This window comes from Streptomyces griseiscabiei (assembly GCF_020010925.1).
Lineage (GTDB): Bacteria > Actinomycetota > Actinomycetes > Streptomycetales > Streptomycetaceae > Streptomyces > Streptomyces griseiscabiei.
Genome location: NZ_JAGJBZ010000002.1, coordinates 2,096,257 through 2,119,054, shown reverse-complemented (window position 1 = coordinate 2,119,054; position 22,798 = coordinate 2,096,257). Strand labels below are relative to the sequence as shown.

The window sequence follows — 22,798 nt, the reverse complement described above, 5'->3', positions numbered from 1 at the left end:
ACCGGCGTCGCTTCACGGGGCGCCGGAAAACCGTCGTCCGATTCGGAGTCACCCACGTGCCCAGCAGGAAAGCCCTCGTCCGCCGCCCGAGCCCCCGTCTGGCCGAAGGCCTCGTCACGCACGTCGAACGCACGGAGGTGGACGTCGATCTCGCGGTCGAGCAGTGGGAGGCGTACGGGGACGCCCTGCGCGAGCACGGCTGGGAGACGATCGAGGTGGACCCGGCCGACGACTGCCCGGACTCGGTGTTCGTCGAGGACACCGTGGTCATGTACAAGAACGTGGCGCTGATCGCGCGCCCCGGCGCCGAGTCCCGGCGGGGCGAGACCGACGGGATCGAGGAGGCCGTGGCCGCGCTCGGCTGCTCGGTGAACTGGGTCTGGGCGCCGGGCACGCTGGAGGGCGGCGACGTGCTCAAGGTCGGCGACACGGTGTTCGTGGGCCGGGGCGGGCGCACCAACGCGGCCGGGGTGCAGCAGCTGCGGGCCGCGTTCGAGCCGCTGGGGGCGCGGGTGGTCTCCGCGCCGGTGAGCAAGGTGCTGCATCTGAAGTCGGCGGTCACCGCGCTGCCCGACGGCACGGTCGTCGGGCACATCCCGAGGATGGACACCCCGTCGCTGTTCGGGCGCTTCCTGCCGGTCCCGGAGGAGTCCGGGGCGCATGTGGTGCTCCTCGGCGGCGACAAGCTGCTGATGGCGGCGAGCGCCCCGAAGACCGCGGAGCTGTACGCCGACCTCGGCTACGAGCCCGTCGTGGTCGACATCGGCGAGTTCGAGAAGCTGGAGGGCTGTGTGACATGCCTCTCGGTGCGGCTGCGCGATCTGTACGCCTGACCGGGTGAGCGCCGGGTGATCCGCTCACCCTTTCGGCTCCGGGACCTGCGGGTCCACGGGGCCTTCGGCAGAGCCGCCGATCCCCTGCGGAACCCCGCTGATCAGCACTCTTTACAGCACCCTTAACCTACGGCATCGTAACCTACGGATTCGTAGCCTACGATGCCGTAGGTTAAGGTCACCCGCCCGTGACCGCACCGGAAGTCCCGTCCCCTGTACGTCCCTCTGGAGCGCCTGTGTCGATCACTTCTCCCCACCTCGGCAGCCCGTCCGGCGAATGGACCGACGCGCGGCTGCTGTACGCGCTGGAGGAAGTCGTCGAGAAGGAACTCAACCGGCATCTCAAGGTCACCAAGGACTGGATGCCGCACGAGTACGTGCCGTGGAGCGACGGCCGCAACTTCCCCGGCTTCTTCGAGGACGGCGAGGCCTGGGAGAAGGGGCAGTCGAAGGTCAGCGAGGTCGGCCGGATCGCCCTGGTGGTGAACCTCCTCACCGAGGACAACCTGCCCAGCTACCACCACGAGATCGCCACCCTCTTCGGCCGTGACGGCGCCTGGGGCACCTGGGTGCACCGCTGGACCGCGGAGGAGGGCCGCCACGGCATCGTGATGCGTGACTACCTGCTCGCCTCGCGCGCGGTGGACCCGGACAAGCTCGAAGAGTTCCGCATGGCCCACATGGGCGAGGGCTTCGAGTCGGACAACCGGCACTCGATGCTGCACACGGTCGCGTACGTCGCCTTCCAGGAGCTGGCCACCCGCGTCTCGCACCGCAACACCGGCCACCACTCCGGTGATCCGGTCTGCGACCGCATGCTGGCGCGCATCGCGGCCGACGAGAACCTCCACATGATCTTCTACCGGAACCTGCTGAAGGCCGCGTTCGAGTTCGCCCCCGACCTCACCATGCAGGCCGTGCGCGATGTCGTCGTGGGCTTCCGGATGCCCGGCCACGGGATGCCCGGCTTCGAGCGGGCCGCCGCGCAGATGGCCATCGGCGAGGTCTACAACATGCGCATCCACCACGACGACGTCCTCGCGCCCGTCATCCGCTTCCTGAAGATCATGGAGATCGACGGCCTCGGCCCCGAGGGCATGAAGGCCCAGGAGGAACTGGGCCTCTACATGGGCGGACTCGACGCGGAGGCACGCAAGTTCGACGAGAAGCTGGCGGCCCGCAAGGCGCGGATGGCCGCGCGCGCCGGGGCGTAGCGACGCGTCGTCTCGCGTGGCCACGCGAGACGGGAGGGCGGCCCGGCGGGCCGCCCTCGCCGGGTCAGCCGTTCTCGGTGCGCCGCAGCCGCAGCCGCTCCTTCTCGGACAGCCCGCCCCAGACGCCGAACCGCTCGTCGTGGGAGAGGGCGTAGTCGAGACACGCGGTACGCATCTCGCACATCCCGCAGATGCGCTTCGCCTCACGAACCGAGCTGCCGGGCTCGGGAAAGAAGAAGTCGGCCCCCGTCTGCGCACACAGCGCCCGCTCCTGCCAGGCACGGTCGATCGGGGTGATCGTGTCGTTGTGCATGCACAGCATCGTGCCGCGCACCGAAAAACGTTCGATCAACGCCGCATCAACACGCCCTTTCCGGGGCTCCGTCATGCTCCCCCCGGACACGGCGGTGACGCACGACGGCGCGCGGGAGGGGCGCGGTGCCGGGTGGTGCGGGATGTGCCGACGCACGGGCGGTGTCCCGCGGGCGGTGCCAGACTCTGAGGTACAGGCAACGGGCCCCTCGGACCCCCTCAGAGGAGCGCAGCAATGCTCACCACCCGCTATGTCACCGGCGCCCCCAACTGGATCGACCTCGGCACCCCCGACATCGAAGGCGCCGCCTCCTTCTACCACCATCTCTTCGGCTGGGAGTTCCGCTCGGCCGGGCCCGGGATGGGCGGCTACGGCTTCTTCCAGCTCGACGGCCGTACCGCCGCGGCCGGTATGCAGAACCCCCCGGAGCAGGGACCGCCGTCCTGGAACATCTACTTCCGGACTCCGGACGCCGACGCCACGGCCAAGGCGGTCGAGCAGGCCCACGGTTCGGTGCTGATGCCGCCGATGGACGTGGCGGACGAGGGCCGGATGGCGATCCTCGCCGACCGGGCGCGCGTACCGTTCGGCGTCTGGCAGCCGAACCGCATCACCGGCCTCGACGTCGTCACGGACCCCGGCGCGCTGTGCTGGCTGGAGCTGTACACACCGGATCTGCCGGCGGCGGCCGGGTTCTTCAACTCCGTGTTCGGCTGGGAGACCTCGGCGATCGACATCGCCGGCGGCAGCTACACCTGTGTGAACCCGGCGGGGACCGAGGAGGGGGCCATGTTCGGCGGCATCGTCCCGCTCGACGAGGACCCGAGCGAGGCGGGGTCGGGGCCGTACTGGCTGCCGTACTTCGAGGTCACCGACCCGGATGCCGTGGTGGAACGGGCGCGCGAGCTGGGCGGGGCCGTCCGGCTGCCCGCCACCGACCTCACGGGCGCGGGGCGGTTCGCCAAGCTGGCCGATCCGTTCGGTGCCCGCTTCGCGGTGATCAGGAGCGAGCAGCCGCAGGGCTGAGACCCGGACCGGACGGCCGCCACCGCCACCGTCGGCTCCGGCTCCGGCTCCGGCTCCGGCTCCGGCTCCGGCTCCGGCAGCGAAGCCCGAACACCGTTCGACGTGTCGTCATCTCCTGAAGCCAACAGATTTCTGAGAGCGCTCTCAGTCATAAGTCTTGACGCCTCAACTCCCCCTGGGAACAGTGGGGGCACCACAGCAGGGGCCCCGTCCGCTGTGCCTCCACTCCCCCACGTCCCAGGAGGCCGTCGTGATCTCCCGCCGTACGTTCCTGTCCGGAACCGCCGCCGCTGCCGGCGCGACCGCTCTCGGGGGTGCCCTCGGCGCACCCGCCCAGGCCGCGCCCGCGACCTGCCAACTCTCCCTGCAGAACGCCTCGTTGCCCGGCACGGTACGGGCGTACGTCACCGGGCACGAGCAGGGGACGGGCGCCTGGCTGCTGCTGCGGGCCGACGGCGGCGTCTACCGGCCGGCCTCGCCCCCGGCGCCGCAGACCCCGCTGCCGGTCGACTGCGCCATCCCGCTCGGCCCGGCGGGTTCGGCGCCCACCGTGCTGACGCTGCCTCAGATGTTCGGCGCCCGCGTCTACTTCGTACGGGACAGCACTCTGGAGTTCTTCCTCAACCCGGGCCCGGCACTGGTCGAGCCCGCCTTCGCCACGCCCGCCGACGCCAACTACGGCAAGACGTGGTCGTTCTGCGAGTTCACGTTCAACCCCACCCAGTTGTTCGCCAACATCAGCTACGTCGACCTGGTGACCGCCCTGCCGATCGGGCTGACGCTGGAGGGCGACACCACGCACACGGTCGCCCCGCTGCCCGACGGGGCGGTGGACCGGATCGCCGCGGACCTGGTGGCGCAGTCGGCACGGGACGGCCAGCCCTGGGACCGGCTCGTCATCCGGGGCGGCGACGGCAGGGTGCTGCGGGTCGTCTCGCCGCAGAACCTGATGGCACCGTACTTCGACCGGCCGGACCAGATGCCGTTCCGCGGCTACTGGGACTCCTACGTCAACCAGGTGTGGGAGAAGTACCGTTCGACGGATCTGAGGATCGACCTCCAGGGCGGCCGGGGTGTCCTCGCCGGCCGGGTCTCCGGCGACACCCTCACCTTCGCCGGCGGCCACACCTTCGCCCGGCCCGCCTCGAAGGACATCTTCACCTGCAACCACGGCCCGTTCGCCAACAACCCCGGCGACCCCGACGACAAGAAGGCCCTCCTCGCCCGGCTCGCCGCCGGCTTCAACCGCTCGATCATGCTCACCCGTCCCACCCAGCCGAACGGGGCGACGGCGGCCGACTACTACCGGGGCACCGTGACCAACCACTGGTCACGCGTGGTGCACGCCAACTCGCCCATCGGGTACGCCTTCCCGTACGACGACGTACGTCCCGACGGGCAGCCGGACGTGTCGGGGGCGGCCCACGACGGCAATCCGCGGCGGTTCACGGTGACCGTCGGAGCGTAGGCGCTCCGCTGGGGGCGAGGCGGGTTGCGGGTCCGCTGCTACGCGGAGGCGCGGTGTACCAGGGTGGTCGGGAGGACGACGCTGGACGGGGCGGCGGCGAGGCCCCGGAGCAGGAGGCGGGTCATCAACCTGCCCATCTCCTCTATGTCCTGACGGACCGTCGTCAGGGGCGGTTCGGTCTGTTCGGCGACCGGGAGCATGTCGTCGAAGCCGACCACGGCGACGTCCTCGGGAACCCGTCGGCCGCGCTCGCGCAGGACGCGCAGCGCACCGGACGCGGATACGTCGTTGGCCGCGAACACCGCGTCCAACTCCGGGCAGCGGTCGAGGAGTTCCCGCATCGCGCGTTCCCCGCCCGCCGGGGTGAAGTCGCCCTCCACGATCAGCCGGGGGTCGCCGTCCACCATGACGTCCCGGAATCCGTCGAGCCGGTCCACGGCGGAGGTCTGGTCCAGGGGCCCGGTGATATGGGCGATCCGGGTACGGCCGAGGCCCACGAGATGGCGGACGGCGTCCCGGGCGCCGCCCCGGTTGTCGCTGTCGACGTACACGGTGGGCGCGCCGCCGCGCGTGCCGTCCGCCCAGCCGGGCCGGCCGCCGAACACGGTCGGGACACCGGCGCCCCGGATCAGCGCCGGCAGCGGGTCGTCCAGATGCAGGGAGAAGACGAGCGCCCCGTCGACATGCCCGCCGGCGAGATACCGCCCCACGCGCGCGTAGTCCTCCGGGCCTTCGGTGAGCAACAGGACGAGCTGGGAGTCGTGTGCCGTCAACTCTTTACTGATACCCCGGAGTTGAAGGGCGAAGAAGGGGTCCGCGAAGACCCTGGTCTCCGGTTCGGCGATCACCACGGCCACCGCGTCGTGCCGCCGGGTGACGAGGCTGCGGGCCGCCTGGTTCGGCACGTACCCGAGTTCCTCGACCGCCCTGCGCACCCGCTCCACCAGGGGTTCCCGGACGCCCTCGCCGCCGTTGACGACCCGCGACACGGTCGCCCTGGACACCCCGGCGCGCGCGGCCACGGCCTCCAACGTGGGACGGGACGCTGTCTCGGTCACTGGGGGACTCTCCTCGGGACGGGTGCGCTCAGGATAGACCCGCTCGCGACGCCGTTGAGAGCGCTCCCGGATCACCGGCGGCCGGTGTTGACCTTCGAGTCGGTCGAAGGCCCAGGATGGCCGGATGACAGACGACGAGCTGATGCCGATCGGTGTCTTCGCCCGCCGCAGCGGGCTGACCTCCAGCGCGCTGCGGTTCTACGACGACTCCGGGCTGCTGCGACCCGCCGAGGTCGACCCCGCCTCGGGCTACCGCTACTACACCGCCGACCAGCTGGTCCGGGCCACGGCGCTGCGTCGGCTGCGCGAGATCGCCATGCCGCTCACCGGTGTCGAGGCGGTCCTCGACGCCGGTCCCGAGGACGCGGCGCGGCTGGTCGACGAGCATGTCGCACGGATTCTCGGGGACGCGGCGGCGGCGCGGCGGACGGCCGTCGCCCTCAGGTCGTCCCTCGGTGAGGTGCCGGGTCCGCCGGTCGCCACGCTGCGGGGGCCCGTGCTGGCCGACGCGGTCGAGCAGGTCCTGACCGCGACCGCGCGGGAGCCGGACCTGCCCGTGCTCCGCGGTCTGCGCGTCGAGGTGGACCGGCAGTCGCTCACCCTGACCGCGACCGACCGCTACCGGCTCTCGACACGGACGCTGGTGCCGTCCGAGCCGCCGGCGACGACCTGGGCCGGCACGGTCGACGGCGAGGAGCTGCGGACGGCGGTCGCCGAGGTCCGGCGCAGTGCGCTGGTGCGCGTCGAGGCGACGGCACGGGGGCTGTGGCTGCGGATGGAGGGCAGACAGGACCAGTACTGCCGTGCGCTCACGGAGGAGTTCCCCGACTTCCGGGCGATGCTCGCCGCGCTGCCCGAGGTCACCACCCGCGTGACGCTCCCCCAGCAACCGTTCCTGCGTGCCCTGGAGGAACACTCCGGCGAGCGGCTCGCCCTGCGTGTGCCGGGGCACGGGACGGAGGTCCGCGTGTCCGGCGACGGGACGGAGGTCCGCCCGGCCGACGACGGGCCCCGCGTCCGGGTGGGCGGTGACGAGCGGTCCGGGACACGGCTTCCGGCCACGGTGACGGGAGCGGGCTGTGACCTCTGGTTCGAGCTGACGACGCTCTACCCGGCCGTGAGCACGGCGATCGGCCCGGACGTGATGCTCGATCTGCGGGGGCCCGATCAGCCCGTGACGATCCGCTCGGCCGACCGCGGCGATCTCACCACCTTGGCCATGCCCATCCATCCGGGGACTCCGGCCGAGCACCGGCCCCGACGACGAGGAGCCCCCTCATGACCGACTCGAACACCACCACCGCCGCCGCGCCCTCCACCGATCCGGTCATGGACGCCATCGCCCGGGCCGTCACGTCGGGCCGCGCGGGGGACGTCGACTCCGCGCGCCGCCGGCTCCTGGACCTGTGGGCCACGATCGGGGTCACCGGCGATCCGCTGCACCGCTGCGCCCTCGCCCACCACCTGGCGGATCTCCACCCCGCCGATCCCGCCCGGGCGTTGGCGTGGGACGTACGGGCGCTGGACGCCGCGGACGCCGCGACCGAGCGGCGCGTCCAGGCGCACGACGCCCGGCTGCGCCTCGCGGCCTTCTACCCGTCGCTGCACCTCAACCTCGCCGACGGCTACCGCAGGCTGGCGTCCTTCGAGGCCGCCGCCGAGCACATCGAAGCGGCCCGGCGGCACACCCCGCACCTCGCCGGGGACGCGTACGGCGATCTGCTGCGGACCGCGATCGAGGAGGTGGCCGAGGCCGTCGCCCGGCGGGACACGGCACGGCGAACACCACCCGCGCCGCCCGCCGCCGACTGAACCCTCAGTGCTCGTGGGACGCGCCGGACTCACCGGAATCGCCGGTGCCGCCGACTCCACCGGTGCCGCCGGTGCCGCCGGTGCCGCCGGACGTGCCGGACCCGTGCTGTTGGTGCGGCTCGTACCCCGGGATCGTCCCGTCCGTCTTGCGGACCAGGAACAGGCCGACCATGCCCATGTCGGAGTGGCTCTGGACATGGCAGTGGTACATCCAGGCGCCCGCTCCGACGCCTTCACCGGCGATGACCTGGAAGCCGAAGGAGTCGGCGGGACCGACGATCTTGTTGTCGATGACCTGGCTGGGGTCGTCGGGACCGGTGAGCATGCCGGTGCGGTTGTCGGCCCAGCGGTGACCGTGCATATGGAAGGTGTGGTAGTACTCGCCGTGCGTGATGACGACGAACTCGACCCGGTCGCCCACGGTCGCGTCGAAGTCGGGGCCGGAGTGGGCGGGCTTGTTGTTGATGCGCAGGTCGTTGAAGACGACGGTGACGGTCTTGTCCGGGAGGACATCACCCTTGCGGCGGACGATGACCGGACCGTAGAGCCCCTTGCGCAGGCCGCCCGTGCCGTGCTCGGTGCCGACGACATGGTCGTGGTAGTGCCAGTAGCCGGCGCTGCCCGCACGCCAGGTGCCGTCCGCACGGGCTCCGGGGGCGTGGGTGCGCCAGGTGTAGGTGCGGGTGCCGCCGGGCTCGACGTCGCTCTTGTTCAGCTTGGTGCCGTCGCTGGAGATCTCGTAGTCCAGGCCGTGGACGTGCAGGCTCGCGGCGACGTCCATGGTGTTCTCGAACTCGATGTGGACGGTGTCGCCTTCGTTCAGCTCGATCAGCGGGCCCGGTATGGAGGCCTTGCCCTTCTCGAAGCCGTAGCCCATCTGCCCGTCGGGCAGCTTCTCGGCGTACATCTTGATGCGCCTGACCTCGCCGCCCGCCGGGGCGGTCTTCGTCTGTTCGGCCGCCTTCGTCTGTCCGGCGGCGCTCACGGCCTCGGAGGCACCGACGGTCTCGATGGCCACGGACAACGATGTCGCGGCGGCCGCGCCGCCCAGCAGCACCCGCCGGTTGAAGCCTCGTCTGTCCATCGCGTCCATGCGGAACTCCCCACGCTCATACGGATCTTGCGGAGACGCATCTGTGATCAACCTGTGTGACGGTAGCGGCAGCCCAGCTGTTTCTCCACACCCAGGACAAAGTTCGCACCATTCCGGTCATAGGTCTTGGCGAGCCGCGCAAATGGGGGCTAGCTTCCATGGCGCTGTTGCTGTGACCGAGGAGGTGCCCATGTACTTACGAGGGTTGAGCGACGCGAAGAGACGGGCCTGGGCGGCCACGGTGACCGCCTCGGTCGTCACCGCGGGGCTCCTGGCAGGTCCCGCGGCCCAGGCGCGTCCGGCGCCGGAGCCGCCGCTGACAACGATGTCGATCAAGTCGCCGCCGGGCGGATCCGGCCCCCGGGTACTGCTGTTCCACGGTTCGGCGGCGTCCGGGGACGAGTCGCCCGTGGTGAACGCCGGGATCGAGGCGATCGAGCGGATCGGTCTGTCCGGGCCGGCCGCCGAACGGTTCGGGGTCGTCGCCACCGACGACGCCTCCGTGTTCACCGACGAGACCCGGCTGAGCGGTTTCAACGCCGTCGTCTTCCTGACCGGCGGCGGCGACGTCCTGGATCCCGAGCAGGAAGCGGGACTCGAGGCGTACATGGAGGCGGGCGGCGGTTTCCTCGGCGTCCATGACGCGGCCCGCGCCGAGCCCTACTCGGACTGGTTCACGGGCCTGATCGGCGCCCGCCCGGCCGCGTCCAGCCCGACGGCCGTGCAGCGCGCGACCGTCGAGGTCGGGGACCGGCAGAATCCGGCCACCAAGGATCTGCCGGTGCAGTGGAAGCGGCCCGACAAGTGGCTCAACTGGACGAAGAACCCGTCCGGCACGGTCCACACGGTGGCCCGGGTGCGCGAGTCCACGTACCAGCCGGGCACGAGCGCCAACGGCGCGGACCACCCGGTGAGCTGGTGCCGCGACTACGACGGCGGCCGGTCCTTCTACACCGGCATGGGCGGGACCGCCTCGGCGTACGACGAGGCCGACTTCCGTACGCATCTGCGGGGCGCCCTGCTGTGGACGTCCCGGCTGGCGCGGGCCGACTGCAAGGCGACGATCGACGCCAACTACAAGGCGGAGCGCCTGACCCAGCCCAACCAGCCCGGGCAGAACGACCAGATCGGCGAGCCGCACGGCCTGGTCACCGCCCCCGACGGGCGCGTCCTGTACATCGGCCGAGGCGGCGCCGACTCGTCGCAGCCCGTGGTCACCGACTGGAACAAGCCCGACATCGGCAAGGGCAAGGGCGAGGTCCACGTCTACGACCCGAGGACGAAGAAGGTGACCCTCGCGGGCGCGCTCACCGTCTTCGGCAACAAGGGCGGCGGCGACGAGCTGATCAAGGTCGAGGAGGGCCTGCTCGGCATCGAGCTGGACCCGGGCTTCCAGCGGAACGGCTGGGTGTATCTGCACTACACGCCGCACTCCGGGATCGACCGTGACACCCGGACGGCCGAGCGCCGCGTCTCCCGCTTCACCCTCGACCTCACGACGAACAAACTGGACCTGGGCAGTGAGAAGACACTGCTCAAGTGGCCGGTGCAGATCCACAGTTGCTGCCACGCGGGCGGCGGGATGACCTGGGACTCCAAGGGCAACCTGTACATCGCGACCGGCGACAACAACTCCAGCGGCTTCAGCGGCGGTTACTCCGGCAACAACCCGCAGCCGAACTACAAGGGCGTCTCGTTCGCCGACGCCCGCCGCACCGCGGGCAACACCAACAACCTCAACGGCAAGATCCTCCGCATCCACCCGGAGCCCGACGGCACCTACACCCTGCCGACCGGCAATCTCTTCACCGGCCGGGAGACCGCCGAGGGCGGTGGCAAGACACGTGGCGAGATCTATGTGATGGGTGTCCGCAACCCCGCCCGGATCTTCGTCGACCAGCAGACGGACGTGTTGTACGCCGGCTGGGTCGGCCCGGACGCGAGCGCGCCGTCGACGACCTGGGGCCCGGCGAAGTACGACACCTTCGCCGCCATCACCGAGGCGGGCAACCGGGGCTGGCCGTTCTGCATGGGCAACAAGCAGCCCTACCGGGACCGCGATCTGCCCGACCCGTCGAAGCCGCTCGGCTGGTACGACTGCGACCACCCGAAGAACGAGTCCCCGAACAACGACGGACTCGTCAACCTGCCCCCGGTGACCGGCAACAACATCTGGTACTCACCGCAGGGCGGCGCCCCGGACTTCCCCCGGGACGCGAACGGCATCCCCTCCTACAAGAACGAGGAGGCCACGTATCTGCTGCCGTGGCTGAAGGGCGGCGGCCAGGCCACGATGAACGGCCCGGTCTACCGCTACTCCGCCTCCGGCGACAACTCGGTCCGCTGGCCCGCCTACTGGGACGGCAAGTGGTTCGTCGGCGACTTCTACGACGCCGACCAGCCGCGCCACGCGGTGGTCATGGACCCGAAGAACCAGGGCAGCGGCGGACTCCCGGTCCACGCGGAGTCGCTGAAGAAGATCGTGCCGGTCGGGAACAACGGCATCCGCAACCTCATGGACTGGAAGTTCGGTCCGGACGGCGCGCTGTACGTCCTCGACTACGGACGCGGCTTCTTCACCTCGGACGCCAAGTCGGCTCTGTGGCGGATCACTTACACGGGCGGCGGTCCCACGCCGGCCGCCGACGAGCTGGCGAGGAAGGCGGAGTGATGGGGGTCGGCAGAAGAACGCGAGAGCGACGCTCGACACGGGAAAGACGGCTGTGGACGGTCCTGTCGGCGGCCCTGCTGATGGTCCTCGGGCTCACCTCGACGCCCGCGTCCGGCCGTACGGCGCAGGCGGCACCGGACCGGGCCGCGGCCGCCCAGGTGCTCACCTGGACCGCCGGTGACGACATCACCCAGTACGTGTCCGCCCCGCGGACGGCGGTGGCGGGCCCGACGACGATCGTCTTCGAGAACAGCAAGGCGACCGGCAACACCATGGGGATGCCCCACACCCTGACGTTCGACGTCTCCGACCCGGAGTACAACAACGACGTCCCGCTCAACATCCTGGCCAATCCCGGAGACGACCAGGGCGGCCGGCACACCGCCGAGGTGACGCTCGCCCCGGGCCGCTACCGCTACTACTGCACGATCCCGGGGCACGGTCAGATGCAGGGCATCCTCGTGGTGACCGAGGGCACCGGCGAGGACACCACCGCGCCGGAGACGGCGGCGTCGGTGAGCGGGACGCAGAACTCCTCGGGTGCGTACGTCGGTTCGGCGTCCGTGGCGGTGAGCGCGACAGACACCGGCGGTTCGGGGGTCGAGCGGGTCGAGTACGCGATCGGCGACACCGGCGCCTGGCTGCCGTACACCACGCCCGTGGTGATCGACCAGGTCGGCACGCACAAGGTGCGCTACCGGGCGGTCGACAAGGCGGGCAACACGGCCGCCGAGAAGAGCGTCGGCTTCACCGTCGTCGCCCCGCCGACGGACGACACCACCGCGCCGGAGACCTCGGCGACGGTGGCCGGTGAGAAGAATCCGCAGGGCGACTACGTCTCCATGGCGACGGTCACCGTCTCCGCGTCGGACACCGGGTCGGGCGTCAACCTCATCGAGTACGCGCTCGGCGACTCGGGGGCGTGGCAGCCGTACACCGCGCCCGTGATGGTGCACGAGGTCGGCACCCACAAGGTGCGCTACCGGGCCACGGACAAGGCCGGGAACGTGGCGGCCGTGAAGAGCGTCGGCTTCACCGTCGTCGCCCCGCCGGCGAACGACACCACTCCCCCGGTCACCGGGGTGACCGTCGAGGGCGACCGCAACTCGGCCGGGGCGTATCTGAAGAGCGCGAAGGTCACCGTCAGCGCCACCGACCACGGCGGGTCCGGTGTCGCCGCCGTCGAGTACTCCCTGGACGGCGGCCCCTATCTCGCCTACTCCGCCCCCGTGGTGGTGGACCGCGCGGGCACACACACGGTGACGTACCGGGCGAGCGACAAGGCGGGGAACACGGCCTCCGCGCGCTCGGTGAGCTTCACGGTCGTCGCGGGGGGCGGGGTGCCGGCGCCCAACTGCGCGGAGTACGACGAGCGGTTGACGGTCTTCGTCGGCACGGTCGACTCGGGTGTGCCGAACCGGGTCACCAACAACCGTTGCCGGATCAACGAGTTGATCGAGGACGAGAAGGAGTGGACGTCCCACGCCCTGTTCCTGAAGCACGTGGACACCGTCCTCGACAAGCTGTTCCGGGAAGGGGTCGTCGACCTGCGCGAGTACACCGCCGTGAAGGAGGCCGCGGAGAAGTCCGGCATCGGCAGGCCGGGCCAGACCGAGGGGTACCGCACGATCCTCGACGGCACGGCCGAGTCGTTCGCCAAGTGGCAGCAGGTGGGCGGTGGTTCGTTCGGTCTGAACTCCGACGGCTCGATCACCTCCGGTACGACGAAGGCCGGGCTCGGCATGCTGTGGTTCCCCGAGCGGAAGTACGGCGACTTCTCGCTGCGCCTGCAGTGGCGGGACGACGCGCCCGGCACGGGCAACGCCAACTCCGGTGTGTTCGTGCGCTTCCCCGGGGTCCACGGCCACCCGGAGGAGTCACGGCCGGAGTGGGTGGCCATCAAGTACGGCCATGAGGTGCAGGTCCTGGACCGGCCCGACGGCGACATGTACAAGACGGGGTCGGTCTACGGGTTCGACCGGGTGGGTCTCGCCGGTGCGGGCGTCACCCAGAAGGGCACCTGGAACGACTACGAGATCCGGGTGGTCGACCAGCACTACTCGGTCTTCCGCAACGGCGTCCTGATCAACGAGTTCGACAACACCGGCGGCCAGGACTTCACCCCGCCCCGCTCGGACGACCCGGGCACGGACGGGCGGCGGTTCGCCTCCGGCTACCTCGGCCTCCAGGTGCACGGCACGACGGATGTCGTCTCCTACCGGGACATCCGGATCAAGGAACTGTAGGGAACAGCGAGGAACCTCTCCGGAAGCGCAGGGTCCGCTTCGGCCCGGCCCGTTGTCGGTGGCGTACGGCATGCTGTGATCGGTGGCTGCTGTACGCCACTGCCGCGCGACGGGGAGGCTTTGTGCTCACGGGGATCGACGACGTCGACTGGGCGTCGATGGGGCATGCGTACACCGAGTCGGCGACCGATGTGCCCGGCCTGCTGCGAGGCCTGGCGTCGGACGACCCGGCCGAGCGGGACATCGCGCTCGACGGGATGTACGGGGCGGTGCACCACCAGGGGGATGTGTACGACAGCACGGTGGCCTGCGTTCCGTTCCTCTTCGAGCTGGCGGCGCTGGACGGTCTCGCCGACCGGGCCGCGCTCGTCCATCTGCTGTGCAGCATCGGGGGTGAGGAGCGGCCCGATCCGGCGGAGATCGGTGGTCTCTTCGAGGACGAGGAGGAGGACGCGGCGTTCGTCCAGCCGTTCCTGGACGCCTGGGCGGCGGTGCGGGAGCGCGCGGACGGCTTCCTCGGTCTGCTCGCCGACGCCGAAGCGGAGGTACGCGCGGCGGCGGCCCTCGCCCTGTCCCGGGTGCACCCGGATCCGGCACGGGCCTTCGGGGTACTGCGTGAGCGGCTGTCCGTGGAGCACGACTCGACGGCACAGTGTGCTCTGGTGGAGGCGATCGGCCGGCTGGGCGCCCGCCACCCGGAGTCGCTGGGCGCCGAGGCCGGGGTGCTGCTGCGCGCGTCGGTGCTCTCCGACCGCTCCGGGCCCGAGGTCCGGCTGACCGGTCTCGCCCGACTCGCCGACTGCGCCCCGGAGTCGCTGCCCGAGGACACGGTCGCGATCGCCCTTGCCGTGATGCGCCTGGCCTGCGAGGCGAAGGGGTCCGGTGCCCGTGCGACCGAGCCGGAGCGGGACCGTCCGCGCACGGACACGATGGTGTCGTACCTTCGCGAGCTCAAGGCGAGCCAGGCGGCGGCCGTGGACGCCGACGCGACCGACGATCTCCTCGTCGAACTGCACCACGCCCTCGGCGACCGGACGGACCTGCGGTACGCCCTCCTCGTCGGCCAGTTGCGCAGCCCCGACCGGGGACAGCGCATGGCCGCCGTCAGCATGGCGGGGGCCCTGATGACGGGCTGGCGGGTACCGGACGACGAGCCGTTGATCGCGCTCGCCGAGCAGTTGGACGACCCCGAACCACGCCTGAACAAAGCGGCGTTGGACGAGCTGCGCCGTCTCGCCCCGATCGCGCGCATGGTGGCCGACGAGGTGGTCGCCTATATCGAGGGGTGGGCGGACAGCGGGCGCGAGGAGACCGACGCCGACCTGGGCTGGAGCGCCACGGCGCTCGGCAAGGCCGCCGAGGTGCTCACGCTCCAGGGCGACGAGCGGATCGTGAACGCGCTGACGTCGATCCTCGGCCGGCTCGATCTCCCGGAGCAGATCGTGCGCTGGCTGGAGGCGTTCGGACCGGAGGCGGTCGCCGAGCTGGGCCCGGTGCTCCATGAACGCGTCGTCGCCCTCGGCCCGGACGACCGGGGCGACACCCTGCACCGGCTGCTGGCCGGCCTCGGCGTCCTCACCCCTCCCGAGTCCCTGCCCCTCGTGCTCGCCCTGCTCCGGGACAGCCACGACGACCCGGCGACCCGACGACACGCGCTGAAGGCGACGGCCCGGTACGGCCGGGCCGCGGCCGAAGCCGCGCCGCTGCTCAGGGAGTTGCTCGCGGACCCCACCGCCCCGGTGCCGGACCGGCTGGAGACCGCGGCGGCCCTCTGGTCGGTGACCGGCGACGCCAAGGCGGTTCTTCCCGCACTGCGCTCCGGCCTGGGCTGCGACGGCCGGTACGAAAGCCGTCTCGCCCTCCGTCTGATCGGCTCCCTCGGCCCGGCGGCCACGCCGCTGGCCGACGAGCTGCGCGCCCGCGACAGAGGCGTCGAGGAGGCCGTCGCGCTGTGGAAGGTGACCGGCGACCCCGCCGAGGCACTGCCGGCCTTCCTCCACCACTGGACCACGACCCCCATGGCCCGCCCGCGGATCGCCGTCTGCCTCACCGAGATGGGCCCGGCGGCGGCACCCGCGCTCCCCTTGATTCGGGCCGAGCTGGCGTCCCCGCGCCGCCACCGCACCGACAACTCGTCCATGACCGCCGCCGCGAGCGTGAACATACGCGGGGACGTCACCGAGGACGAGGACCTGCTGGCGGCCTGCCGCCGCATAGTGACCGAGCTGGAGACCACCGCCTCGTAGGGGGCGCGGGGAACGGCGCGACCAGCGCCCGCCCACCCACCCGCGGCCGACCGACGCCCCGCACCCCCCGTCAGGACGCTCACCCCTTCTTCGCCCGACTCGGCTGCACCCGCTTCGGCTCCCCCGGCATCTTCGGATACTCCGGCGGATACGGCAGATCGCCCAGCCCGTGGTCGTGCTCGTCCCGTGCCGCCAGCTCCAGCAGCGCCTCCAGGGAGAAGGCGTGGTCGTCCATGTCGGCGTGGACGTCACCGAGTTCGGCGAAGCGCGCCGGCATCGTCGCGAGGTCGAAGTCGCGCGGTACGGCCTCGCCCACCTCGTCCCAGGTGAGGGGCGCGGAGACGGGTGCGTGCGGGCGGGGTCGTACGGAGTAGGCGGAGGCGATGGTGCGGTCGCGGGCGGTCTGGTTGTAGTCGACGAAGATCTTCGCGCCGCGTTCCTCCTTCCACCAGGCCGTGGTCACCTGCTCCGGCATCCGGCGCTCCAGCTCGCGGGCCACGGCGATGGCCGAGCGGCGGACCTGGGTGAAGGTCCAGTCGGGCCGGATGGGCACGAAGACATGCAGGCCACGGCCGCCGGAGGTCTTGGGCCAGCCACGCAGTCCGCCGTACTCGTGCAGGACTTCGCGCAGTTCATGGGCGGCGCGGACGGCGTCGGCGTACTCGGTGCCGGGCTGTGGGTCGAGGTCGATGCGCAGTTCGTCGGGGCGGTCGACGTCGGCGCGGCGGACCGGCCACGGATGGAAGGTGAGCGTGCCGAACTGCGCGGCCCACACGACGGCGGCGACCTCGGTGGGGCACATCTCGTCGGCGCTGCGCCCGCTGGGGAAGGTGATGTGGGCGGTGGGGATCCAGTCGGGCATGTTCTTGGGGGCCCGTTTCTGGAAGAAGTTCTCGCCCGTCACGCCCTCCGGGTACCGCTCCAGGGTGGTGGGCCGGTCGCGCAGGGCCCGCAGGATGCCGGGGCCGACGGCGATGTAGTACCGGGCGAGGTCCAGCTTGGTGAAACCGCGCTCCGGGAAGAAGATCTTGTCCGGGCTGGACAGCCGTACCGTCCGCCCCGCCGCCTCCAGCTCCACCGCTTCGCCCATGCGAGCCACGGTAGGCGGAACGCCCATATGCCGCATACCGGGGCATGTCTCGCTATGGCTCGCCCTGGCTCACCGCGCGGTGGTGGACCCGCGGTCGCAGAATCGATGGCATGGATCTTCCGGTGATGCCGCCCGTGAAACCGATGCTCGCCAAGTCCGTGGCGAAGATCCCGCCGGACATGCACTACGAGGCGAAGTGGGACGGGTTCCGGGCGATCGTGTTCCGCGACGGCGACGAGGTGGAGCTCGGCAGCCGCACGGGCAAGACGCTGACCAGGTATTTCCCCGAGCTGGTGGCGGCGCTGCGGGAGCGCTTGCCGCGGCGCTGTGTCATGGACGGCGAGATCGTGATCGTCCGGGACGGGCGGCGGCTGGACTTCGACGCCCTCACCGAGCGCATCCACCCCGCGGACTCCCGTGTCCGGATGCTGGCCGAGACGACCCCCGCCTCCTTCGTCGCCTTCGACCTGCTCGCGCTGAGCGACGAGTCGCTGCTCGACGTCCCGCTCACCGATCGCCGCGCGCTTCTGGAGCTGGCCCTGTCGGAGGTGACGGCCCCGGTGCATCTCGCCCCGGCCACCACCGACCGCGAGCTGGCGGAGCAGTGGTTCGAGCAGTACGAGGGGGCGGGGCTGGACGGGGTGATCGCCAAGCCGGTCACCCTGCTGTACCGGCAGGACGAGCGGGCCATGTTCAAGATCAAGCACGAGCGGACGGCGGACGTGGTGGTCGCCGGGTACCGCCTCCACAAGAGCGGGCCGGTGGTCGGCTCGCTGCTGCTGGGGCTGTATGACGACGGGGGCACCCTCCAGCACATCGGGGTGTGCGCGGCGTTCCCGATGAAGCGGCGCGCGGAGCTGGTGGAGGAACTGGAGCCGCTGCGGCTGACGGACGTCGGGGAGCACCCGTGGGCGGCCTGGTCCGACGAGGCGGCGCACGAGACGGCCCGGCTGCCGGGGGCGCCGAGCCGGTGGTCGTCGAAGAAGGACTTCTCCTGGGTGCCGCTGCGGCCCGAGCAGGTCGCGGAGGTCGCCTACGACCACATGGAGAACGGCGTCCGGTTCCGTCACACGGCCCGCTTCCGCCGCTGGCGCCCGGACCGCACGGCCGACAGCTGCACCTACGCGCAGCTGGACGAGCCGGTGAGCTACGACCTGGCGGAGATCCTCGGGCCCGGCACCGGTCAGTGACGCCCGGCCCCGGCACCGGCCGGTGACGCTCAGGGCTCCATCAGCACCTTCACCGCGCCGTCCTGCTTGCGCTGGAACATCTCGTAGGCGTGCGGCGCCTCGGTGAGCGGCACCCGGTGGGTGGCGAAGGAGTCGACACCGAGCGGGTCGTCCTCCGTGAGCAGGGGCAGGATGTCGTCGCTCCAGGCGCGGACGTTGGCCTGGCCCATGCGCAGCCGGATCTGCTTGTCGAAGAGGGTGAGCATCGGCATCGGGTCGACCATGCCGCCGTAGACGCCGGAGACGGAGATCGTGCCGCCGCGTCGTACGAGGTCGATGGCGGTGTGGAGGGCGGCCAGCCGGTCCACGCTCAGATGCTCGGCGAAGCGCGCGCCGACCGCGCGGGGCAGATGTCCGGCCGCGTTCTGGACGAGCCGGGCGGCGGCGCCGCCGTGGGCCTCGGTGCCGACGGCGTCGATGACGGAGTCGGGGCCGCGTCCGGCGGTCCGGTCCTGGATCGCGGCGATCAGTTCCTTCTCGCTGTCGAAGTCCCGGAGGTCGAACGTCTCGACGCCCCGGTCGCGCGCCCGGCGCAGCCGCTCGGGCACCAGGTCGACGCCGAAGACCTGTTCGGCGCCGCGGTGCACGGCCACCCGGCAGGCCATGTCCCCGATGGGACCGAGGCCGAGCACGGCGACGCTGCCGCCGGGCGGGACATGGGCGTACTCGACCGCCTGCCAGGCGGTGGGGAGCACGTCGGAGAGGTAGAGGAAGCGGTCGTCGGGCGGCCCCTCCGGCACCTTGATCGGCCCGAACTGGGCCTGCGGGACCCGCAGATACTCGGCCTGGGCGCCCGGGACCGCGCCGTACAGCCGGGTGTAGCCGAAGAGGGCGGCGCCCATGCCCTCGCCGGTGCACTGGGTGGTCTCGCACTGGGTGGGAAGCCCGGTGAGACACATCCAGCAGCTGCCGCAGGCGATCTGGAACGGTACGACGACCCGGTCCCCGGCCGCCAGGTCCGGCACCCCGGCGCCGACCTCCTCGACGATGCCCATGGGCTCGTGGCCGAGGATGTCGCCCGGGGTCATGAACGGGGTGAGCACCTCGTACAGATGCAGGTCGGAACCGCAGAGTCCGGTGGAGGTGATCCGGACGACCGCGTCCGTCGGCTCCTGGATCACCGGATCGGGCACGGTCTCCACGCGTACGTCCCGCTTGCCCTGCCATGTCACTGCCTTCATCACACCCACACTCCGTTCCCTCGGTGTTCCCTCGGCCCGGCCGACAGGCCCGCCACGGGTACCCGGCACCCCCGCCCCGAACCAGTCGGAAACGAACCCGTATAGCCATTCATGAACGGATAAGCGCACAATCGAAGACACCATGACCTTGAACGGGCCGAGCACAGCAGACAGAGGACTCCGGGCACGGCGGGCGCGGCGCCGCTCGTCGGCGGGGCCGCTGCTCGCCGCCCTGACGGTGGCCGCCCTGCTGGCGGGCTGCACGGTGACCGGTTCGGACGGCGGCGACGACCGCGGCGGGGACGACGGCCGCCGGGACGACCGGGCGAGCGCGCCGCCGGCCGGCTCGGTCCTCGCCGTGAAGATCGACAACGTCTCGGCCGCCCGTCCCCAGACGGGTATCGACGCCGCGGACATCGTCTACGCCGAGCAGGTCGAGGGCGGTCTCAGCCGGCTGATGGCCGTCTACGCGACGACGTTCCCGGAGGCGGTCGGGCCGGTGCGCAGCGCCCGCGAATCCGATCTGGAGCTGCTGCGCCAGTTCGACGAGCCGACCCTCGCCTTCTCCGGCGCGCAGGGCAAGCTGCTGCCGATCATCGACCGGGCGCCGCTGCACGCGGAGACCCCCGAGGACGCCGAGAGCGCGTACTTCCGGGGCGACGAGAAACCCGTCCCGCACAACCTGTATCTGCGCCCCGAGAAGCTGATCGACACCCCGCCCGGTGCCGAGGCGCTCACCACCGGGTTCCACTACGGCCCCGCCCCCGCCGGCGGCACCCCCGAGGAGTCCCGCACCGTCCGCTATCCGGCGGCCCGTTTCACCTTCACCTGGTCCGACGACAGCCGCCGCTGGCAGGTCTCCATGGACGGCAGCCCGACGATCACCACCGACGACGTCCGGGTCGCCCCGGCCACGGTCGTCGTCCAGTACGTGACGATCCGCGCGTCCCGCTTCCACGACTACCTCGGCAACAACACCCCGTACACGGAGACGGTCGGCTCGGGCCGCGCCGAGGTCCTGCGGGACGGCAGGGCGTACGACGCGCACTGGCGCCGGGAGAGCCCGGCGGACGGCACGGCCTTCACCACACCGGAGGGCAAACCGATGAACTTCGCGAAGGGCCAGGTATGGGTCGTGTACGCCGCCGCGCCGTGAGGGTGCGTGCCGGGCGTCGCGACGCCGCGGAGATCCGTCAGAAGGGCCCTAGCCCGCTCCCAGGGACTCGGCCGGGCTGCGCAGCTCCTCCGCCGCGTCCGCGACCCGCCGGATCAGCTCGAAGAACACGCCCTGCTCCTGCGCCGACAGCGGTGCCAGGAACACCTGGTTCATCCGGGCCGTCCGTACCGTGAGCCGGCGATGGGTCCGTACGCCGTCCTCGGTGAGCCGCAGCAGAAAGCGCCGCCCGTCCTGCGGATCGCGCACCTTGTCCAGGAGCCCGCGGCGGCCGAGCCGGCTGATCACCTCGGACATCGTGGACCGGTCGAGCCCCACCCGCTCCCCCACCGTGCGCTGGTCGAGCCCCGGCTCGGCGACGAGCGTGTTGAGGACCGCGAACTGCGGGGAGGTGATCTCCTCGGAGACCATCACGTTCCACAGCAGATAGTGGGCCTGCTGCAGCCGTCGGGCCAGGTGCCCGGGGTGGGTGGAGAGATCCACCGCGGTCATGAGCGCTCCTCGACTCGGACGGTTCGTCTGTGCACTGAATAACTCACCGAACAATATCCGGCACCCGACTCGGCGTGTCCAGCACCACGTACCCGCATGACCTCGCCGTTCTCATGACCCTTGACGGCGAAGCCGACGAGTGGCAGCGTGAAGGAAACTTCACCGAAATGCTCAGTGCCCTGATTAACTGGTCACCGGGTGCGCACGAGATGGGGCCTCACGGATGGACAAGGTGGTCGCCACAGCCCTGGAGGCAGTGGCCGATGTGCCGGACGGCGCGACGCTCGCCGTCGGCGGGTTCGGGCTGAGCGGTGTGCCGAACGTGCTGATCCAGGCGCTCTACGAGCGCGGGGTCTCGGGTCTCGGCGTGGTGTCGAACAACTGCGGTGCCATGGAGTCCGGCCTCGCGGTCCTCCTCGCGGCGGGCCGGATCGCCCGGGTGACCGGTTCGTACATCGGAGCGAACAAGGAGTTCGCGCGACAGTACCTGGCCGGTGAGCTGGAGGTCGAGATGATCCCGCAGGGCACGCTCGCCGAGCGGCTGCGCGCGGGCGGCGCCGGCATCCCGGCGTTCTTCACCCCGGCCGGCGTGGGCACCCAGGTCGCCGACGGCGGCCTCCCCTGGCGCTACGACGGCAACGGCGGCGTCTCCCTGGCCTCGCCGCCCAAGGAGGTCCGCGAGTTCGACGGCTCCGAGTACGTGCTGGAGCACGGCATCCGCACCGACTACGCGCTGGTCCGCGCGGCCAGGGGCGACCGGCACGGCAACCTGGTCTTCAACAAGTCCTCCCGCAACTTCAACCCGCTCGCCGCGATGGCCGGCAAGATCACGATCGCCGAGGTGGAGGAGCTGGTCGAGCCCGGCGAGATCGACCCGGACGCCGTGCATCTGCCCGGCATCTTCGTGCAGCGGGTCATCGCCCTCACCCCCGAGCAGGCGGCCGACAAGAAGATCGAGAAGCGGACGGTCTCCGCCGCAGAGGGAACGGTGAGCGAGTGATGGCCTGGACCCGTGAACAGATGGCGGCCCGCGCCGCGCGCGAACTGCGGGACGGCCAGTACGTCAATCTCGGCATCGGTCTGCCGACGCTCATCCCCAACTACCTCCCCGCCGACGTCGAGGTGATCCTGGAGTCGGAGAACGGCATCCTGGGCACCGGCCCCTACCCGACCGAGGACCGGGTCGACCCCGATCTGATCAACGCGGGCAAGGAGACGGTCACGGTCCTGCCGGGCGCCTCCTACTTCGACTCGGCGCTGTCCTTCTCCATGATCCGCGGCGGCCACATCGACGTCGCCGTCCTCGGCGCCATGCAGGTCTCCGCCGGCGGCGACCTCGCCAACTGGGCCATCCCCGGGAAGATGATCACCGGGATCGGCGGTGCCATGGACCTGGTGCACGGCGCGCGCACGGTCATCGTGGTCATGACCCACACCGCCAAGGACGGCTCGGCGAAGATCCTTCAGGAGTGCGCGCTGCCGCTGACCGGCAAGCGGTGCGTGAACCGGATCATCACCGACCTGGGCGTGCTCGACGTGACCGACGAGGGCCTGGTGCTGGTGGAGACCGCGCCCGGGGTGACCGTCGAGGAGATCGTCACCAAGACCGCCGCGAAGGTACACGTCCCCGAAGAGAGCCAGTCATGAGCAAC

The 22,798-nt window shown here is 71.3% G+C and carries 19 protein-coding genes; 13 read left to right on the top strand and 6 right to left on the bottom strand.

Annotated features, from left to right (window positions below; genetic code table 11):
• Nucleotides 1-56 precede the first annotated feature (56 nt).
• Nucleotides 57-833, top strand: a complete 777-nt coding sequence (gene ddaH, locus J8M51_RS26520; RefSeq protein WP_086752141.1) for a dimethylargininase — start codon at nt 57-59, stop codon at nt 831-833.
• Nucleotides 834-1,069: 236 nt separating this feature from the next.
• Entirely contained in the window at nt 1,070-2,047 is a 978-nt protein-coding gene (locus J8M51_RS26515) for an acyl-ACP desaturase (RefSeq protein ID WP_086752139.1), read from the top strand.
• Nucleotides 2,048-2,111: 64 nt separating this feature from the next.
• Here J8M51_RS26515 and J8M51_RS26510 read toward each other — a convergent pair whose 3' ends face one another.
• Nucleotides 2,112-2,360 carry a WhiB family transcriptional regulator gene (locus tag J8M51_RS26510; protein WP_306490459.1) on the bottom strand — a complete coding sequence of 83 codons (249 nt, stop codon included), beginning with the start codon at nt 2,358-2,360 and terminating at the stop codon, nt 2,112-2,114.
• Between the two features lie 234 nt (nt 2,361-2,594).
• Here J8M51_RS26510 and J8M51_RS26505 point away from each other — a divergent pair, with 234 nt between their 5' ends.
• On the top strand, nt 2,595-3,386 hold the full coding sequence (locus tag J8M51_RS26505) for a VOC family protein (RefSeq protein WP_086756568.1): 792 nt from the start codon (nt 2,595-2,597) through the stop codon (nt 3,384-3,386).
• A gap of 250 nt (nt 3,387-3,636) precedes the next feature.
• Nucleotides 3,637-4,854 (top strand): glycoside hydrolase family 64 protein, encoded by a 1,218-nt coding sequence (locus J8M51_RS26500; protein WP_086756567.1) that lies wholly within the window; start codon nt 3,637-3,639, stop codon nt 4,852-4,854.
• Between the two features lie 38 nt (nt 4,855-4,892).
• On the opposite strand, the gene J8M51_RS26495 is transcribed toward J8M51_RS26500, so the two are convergent.
• Nucleotides 4,893-5,912: a LacI family DNA-binding transcriptional regulator gene (locus tag J8M51_RS26495; RefSeq protein WP_086756565.1), complete on the bottom strand. Its 1,020-nt coding sequence runs from the start codon at nt 5,910-5,912 to the stop codon at nt 4,893-4,895.
• 124 nt (nt 5,913-6,036) lie between these two features.
• Here J8M51_RS26495 and J8M51_RS26490 point away from each other — a divergent pair, with 124 nt between their 5' ends.
• Both J8M51_RS26490 and J8M51_RS26485 read left to right on the top strand, forming a co-directional pair.
• Entirely contained in the window at nt 6,037-7,194 is a 1,158-nt protein-coding gene (locus J8M51_RS26490; protein ID WP_086756563.1) for a DNA polymerase III subunit beta family protein, read from the top strand.
• Nucleotides 7,191-7,724, top strand: coding sequence for a hypothetical protein (locus tag J8M51_RS26485; protein WP_086756562.1), 534 nt, complete (start codon nt 7,191-7,193; stop codon nt 7,722-7,724). The genes J8M51_RS26490 and J8M51_RS26485 overlap by 4 nt, the downstream gene beginning before the upstream one ends.
• 4 nt (nt 7,725-7,728) lie before the next feature.
• Here J8M51_RS26485 and J8M51_RS26480 read toward each other — a convergent pair whose 3' ends face one another.
• Nucleotides 7,729-8,808, bottom strand: a complete 1,080-nt coding sequence (locus J8M51_RS26480) for a multicopper oxidase domain-containing protein (protein ID WP_179203140.1) — start codon at nt 8,806-8,808, stop codon at nt 7,729-7,731.
• Between the two features lie 199 nt (nt 8,809-9,007).
• Between J8M51_RS26480 and J8M51_RS26475 the strand changes: the two genes are divergently transcribed.
• From J8M51_RS26475 to J8M51_RS26465, 3 genes are all read left to right on the top strand, one after another.
• Nucleotides 9,008-11,488, top strand: coding sequence for a ThuA domain-containing protein (locus J8M51_RS26475; RefSeq protein ID WP_179203139.1), 2,481 nt, complete (start codon nt 9,008-9,010; stop codon nt 11,486-11,488).
• Complete coding sequence (locus tag J8M51_RS26470) at nt 11,488-13,734, top strand: OmpL47-type beta-barrel domain-containing protein (protein ID WP_256964897.1); 2,247 nt, start codon at nt 11,488-11,490, stop codon at nt 13,732-13,734. The genes J8M51_RS26475 and J8M51_RS26470 overlap by 1 nt, the downstream gene beginning before the upstream one ends.
• A 122-nt stretch (nt 13,735-13,856) precedes the next feature.
• Nucleotides 13,857-15,980, top strand: coding sequence for a HEAT repeat domain-containing protein (locus J8M51_RS26465; protein ID WP_086756558.1), 2,124 nt, complete (start codon nt 13,857-13,859; stop codon nt 15,978-15,980).
• A 79-nt stretch (nt 15,981-16,059) separates the two neighbouring features.
• Here the strand turns inward: J8M51_RS26465 and ligD are convergent, their stop codons facing one another.
• Nucleotides 16,060-17,070 (bottom strand): non-homologous end-joining DNA ligase, encoded by a 1,011-nt coding sequence (gene ligD / locus J8M51_RS26460; protein ID WP_086755060.1) that lies wholly within the window; start codon nt 17,068-17,070, stop codon nt 16,060-16,062.
• 110 nt (nt 17,071-17,180) lie between these two features.
• Here ligD and J8M51_RS26455 point away from each other — a divergent pair, with 110 nt between their 5' ends.
• Nucleotides 17,181-18,260, top strand: a complete 1,080-nt coding sequence (locus tag J8M51_RS26455; RefSeq protein WP_086755061.1) for an ATP-dependent DNA ligase — start codon at nt 17,181-17,183, stop codon at nt 18,258-18,260.
• Nucleotides 18,261-18,289: 29 nt separating this feature from the next.
• Here the strand turns inward: J8M51_RS26455 and J8M51_RS26450 are convergent, their stop codons facing one another.
• The gene (locus tag J8M51_RS26450; protein ID WP_216589267.1) at nt 18,290-19,480 is read right to left on the bottom strand and encodes a zinc-dependent alcohol dehydrogenase; all 1,191 of its coding nucleotides are present in this window, start codon (nt 19,478-19,480) and stop codon (nt 18,290-18,292) included.
• 142 nt (nt 19,481-19,622) lie between these two features.
• Between J8M51_RS26450 and J8M51_RS26445 the strand changes: the two genes are divergently transcribed.
• Complete coding sequence (locus J8M51_RS26445; protein WP_086760854.1) at nt 19,623-20,636, top strand: DUF3048 domain-containing protein; 1,014 nt, start codon at nt 19,623-19,625, stop codon at nt 20,634-20,636.
• Nucleotides 20,637-20,684: 48 nt separating this feature from the next.
• On the opposite strand, the gene J8M51_RS26440 is transcribed toward J8M51_RS26445, so the two are convergent.
• Nucleotides 20,685-21,146: a MarR family winged helix-turn-helix transcriptional regulator gene (locus tag J8M51_RS26440; RefSeq protein WP_086760852.1), complete on the bottom strand. Its 462-nt coding sequence runs from the start codon at nt 21,144-21,146 to the stop codon at nt 20,685-20,687.
• 223 nt (nt 21,147-21,369) lie between these two features.
• On the opposite strand from J8M51_RS26440, the gene J8M51_RS26435 reads away from it, so the two are divergent.
• Nucleotides 21,370-22,146, top strand: a complete 777-nt coding sequence (locus J8M51_RS26435; protein ID WP_086760850.1) for a CoA transferase subunit A — start codon at nt 21,370-21,372, stop codon at nt 22,144-22,146.
• Nucleotides 22,146-22,793 (top strand): CoA transferase subunit B, encoded by a 648-nt coding sequence (locus tag J8M51_RS26430; RefSeq protein WP_086760848.1) that lies wholly within the window; start codon nt 22,146-22,148, stop codon nt 22,791-22,793. The genes J8M51_RS26435 and J8M51_RS26430 overlap by 1 nt, the downstream gene beginning before the upstream one ends.
• The last annotated feature ends 5 nt before the right edge of the window (nt 22,794-22,798 follow it).

Bases quoted from the DNA above. Each gene is read 5' to 3' on its own strand.
- J8M51_RS26510 (WP_306490459.1), bottom strand. From the start codon at position 2,360: ATGCACAACGACACGATCACCCCGATCGACCGTGCCTGGCAGGAGCGG.
- J8M51_RS26505 (WP_086756568.1), top strand. From the start codon at position 2,595: ATGCTCACCACCCGCTATGTCACCGGCGCCCCCAACTGGATCGACCTC.
- J8M51_RS26490 (WP_086756563.1), top strand. From the start codon at position 6,037: ATGACAGACGACGAGCTGATGCCGATCGGTGTCTTCGCCCGCCGCAGC.
- J8M51_RS26485 (WP_086756562.1), top strand. From the start codon at position 7,191: ATGACCGACTCGAACACCACCACCGCCGCCGCGCCCTCCACCGATCCG.
- J8M51_RS26480 (WP_179203140.1), bottom strand. From the start codon at position 8,808: ATGGACAGACGAGGCTTCAACCGGCGGGTGCTGCTGGGCGGCGCGGCC.
- J8M51_RS26475 (WP_179203139.1), top strand. From the start codon at position 9,008: ATGTACTTACGAGGGTTGAGCGACGCGAAGAGACGGGCCTGGGCGGCC.
- J8M51_RS26470 (WP_256964897.1), top strand. From the start codon at position 11,488: ATGGGGGTCGGCAGAAGAACGCGAGAGCGACGCTCGACACGGGAAAGA.
- ligD (WP_086755060.1), bottom strand. From the start codon at position 17,070: ATGGGCGAAGCGGTGGAGCTGGAGGCGGCGGGGCGGACGGTACGGCTG.
- J8M51_RS26455 (WP_086755061.1), top strand. From the start codon at position 17,181: ATGGATCTTCCGGTGATGCCGCCCGTGAAACCGATGCTCGCCAAGTCC.
- J8M51_RS26450 (WP_216589267.1), bottom strand. From the start codon at position 19,480: ATGAAGGCAGTGACATGGCAGGGCAAGCGGGACGTACGCGTGGAGACC.
- J8M51_RS26445 (WP_086760854.1), top strand. From the start codon at position 19,623: ATGACCTTGAACGGGCCGAGCACAGCAGACAGAGGACTCCGGGCACGG.
- J8M51_RS26440 (WP_086760852.1), bottom strand. From the start codon at position 21,146: ATGACCGCGGTGGATCTCTCCACCCACCCCGGGCACCTGGCCCGACGG.
- J8M51_RS26435 (WP_086760850.1), top strand. From the start codon at position 21,370: ATGGACAAGGTGGTCGCCACAGCCCTGGAGGCAGTGGCCGATGTGCCG.
- J8M51_RS26430 (WP_086760848.1), top strand. From the start codon at position 22,146: ATGGCCTGGACCCGTGAACAGATGGCGGCCCGCGCCGCGCGCGAACTG.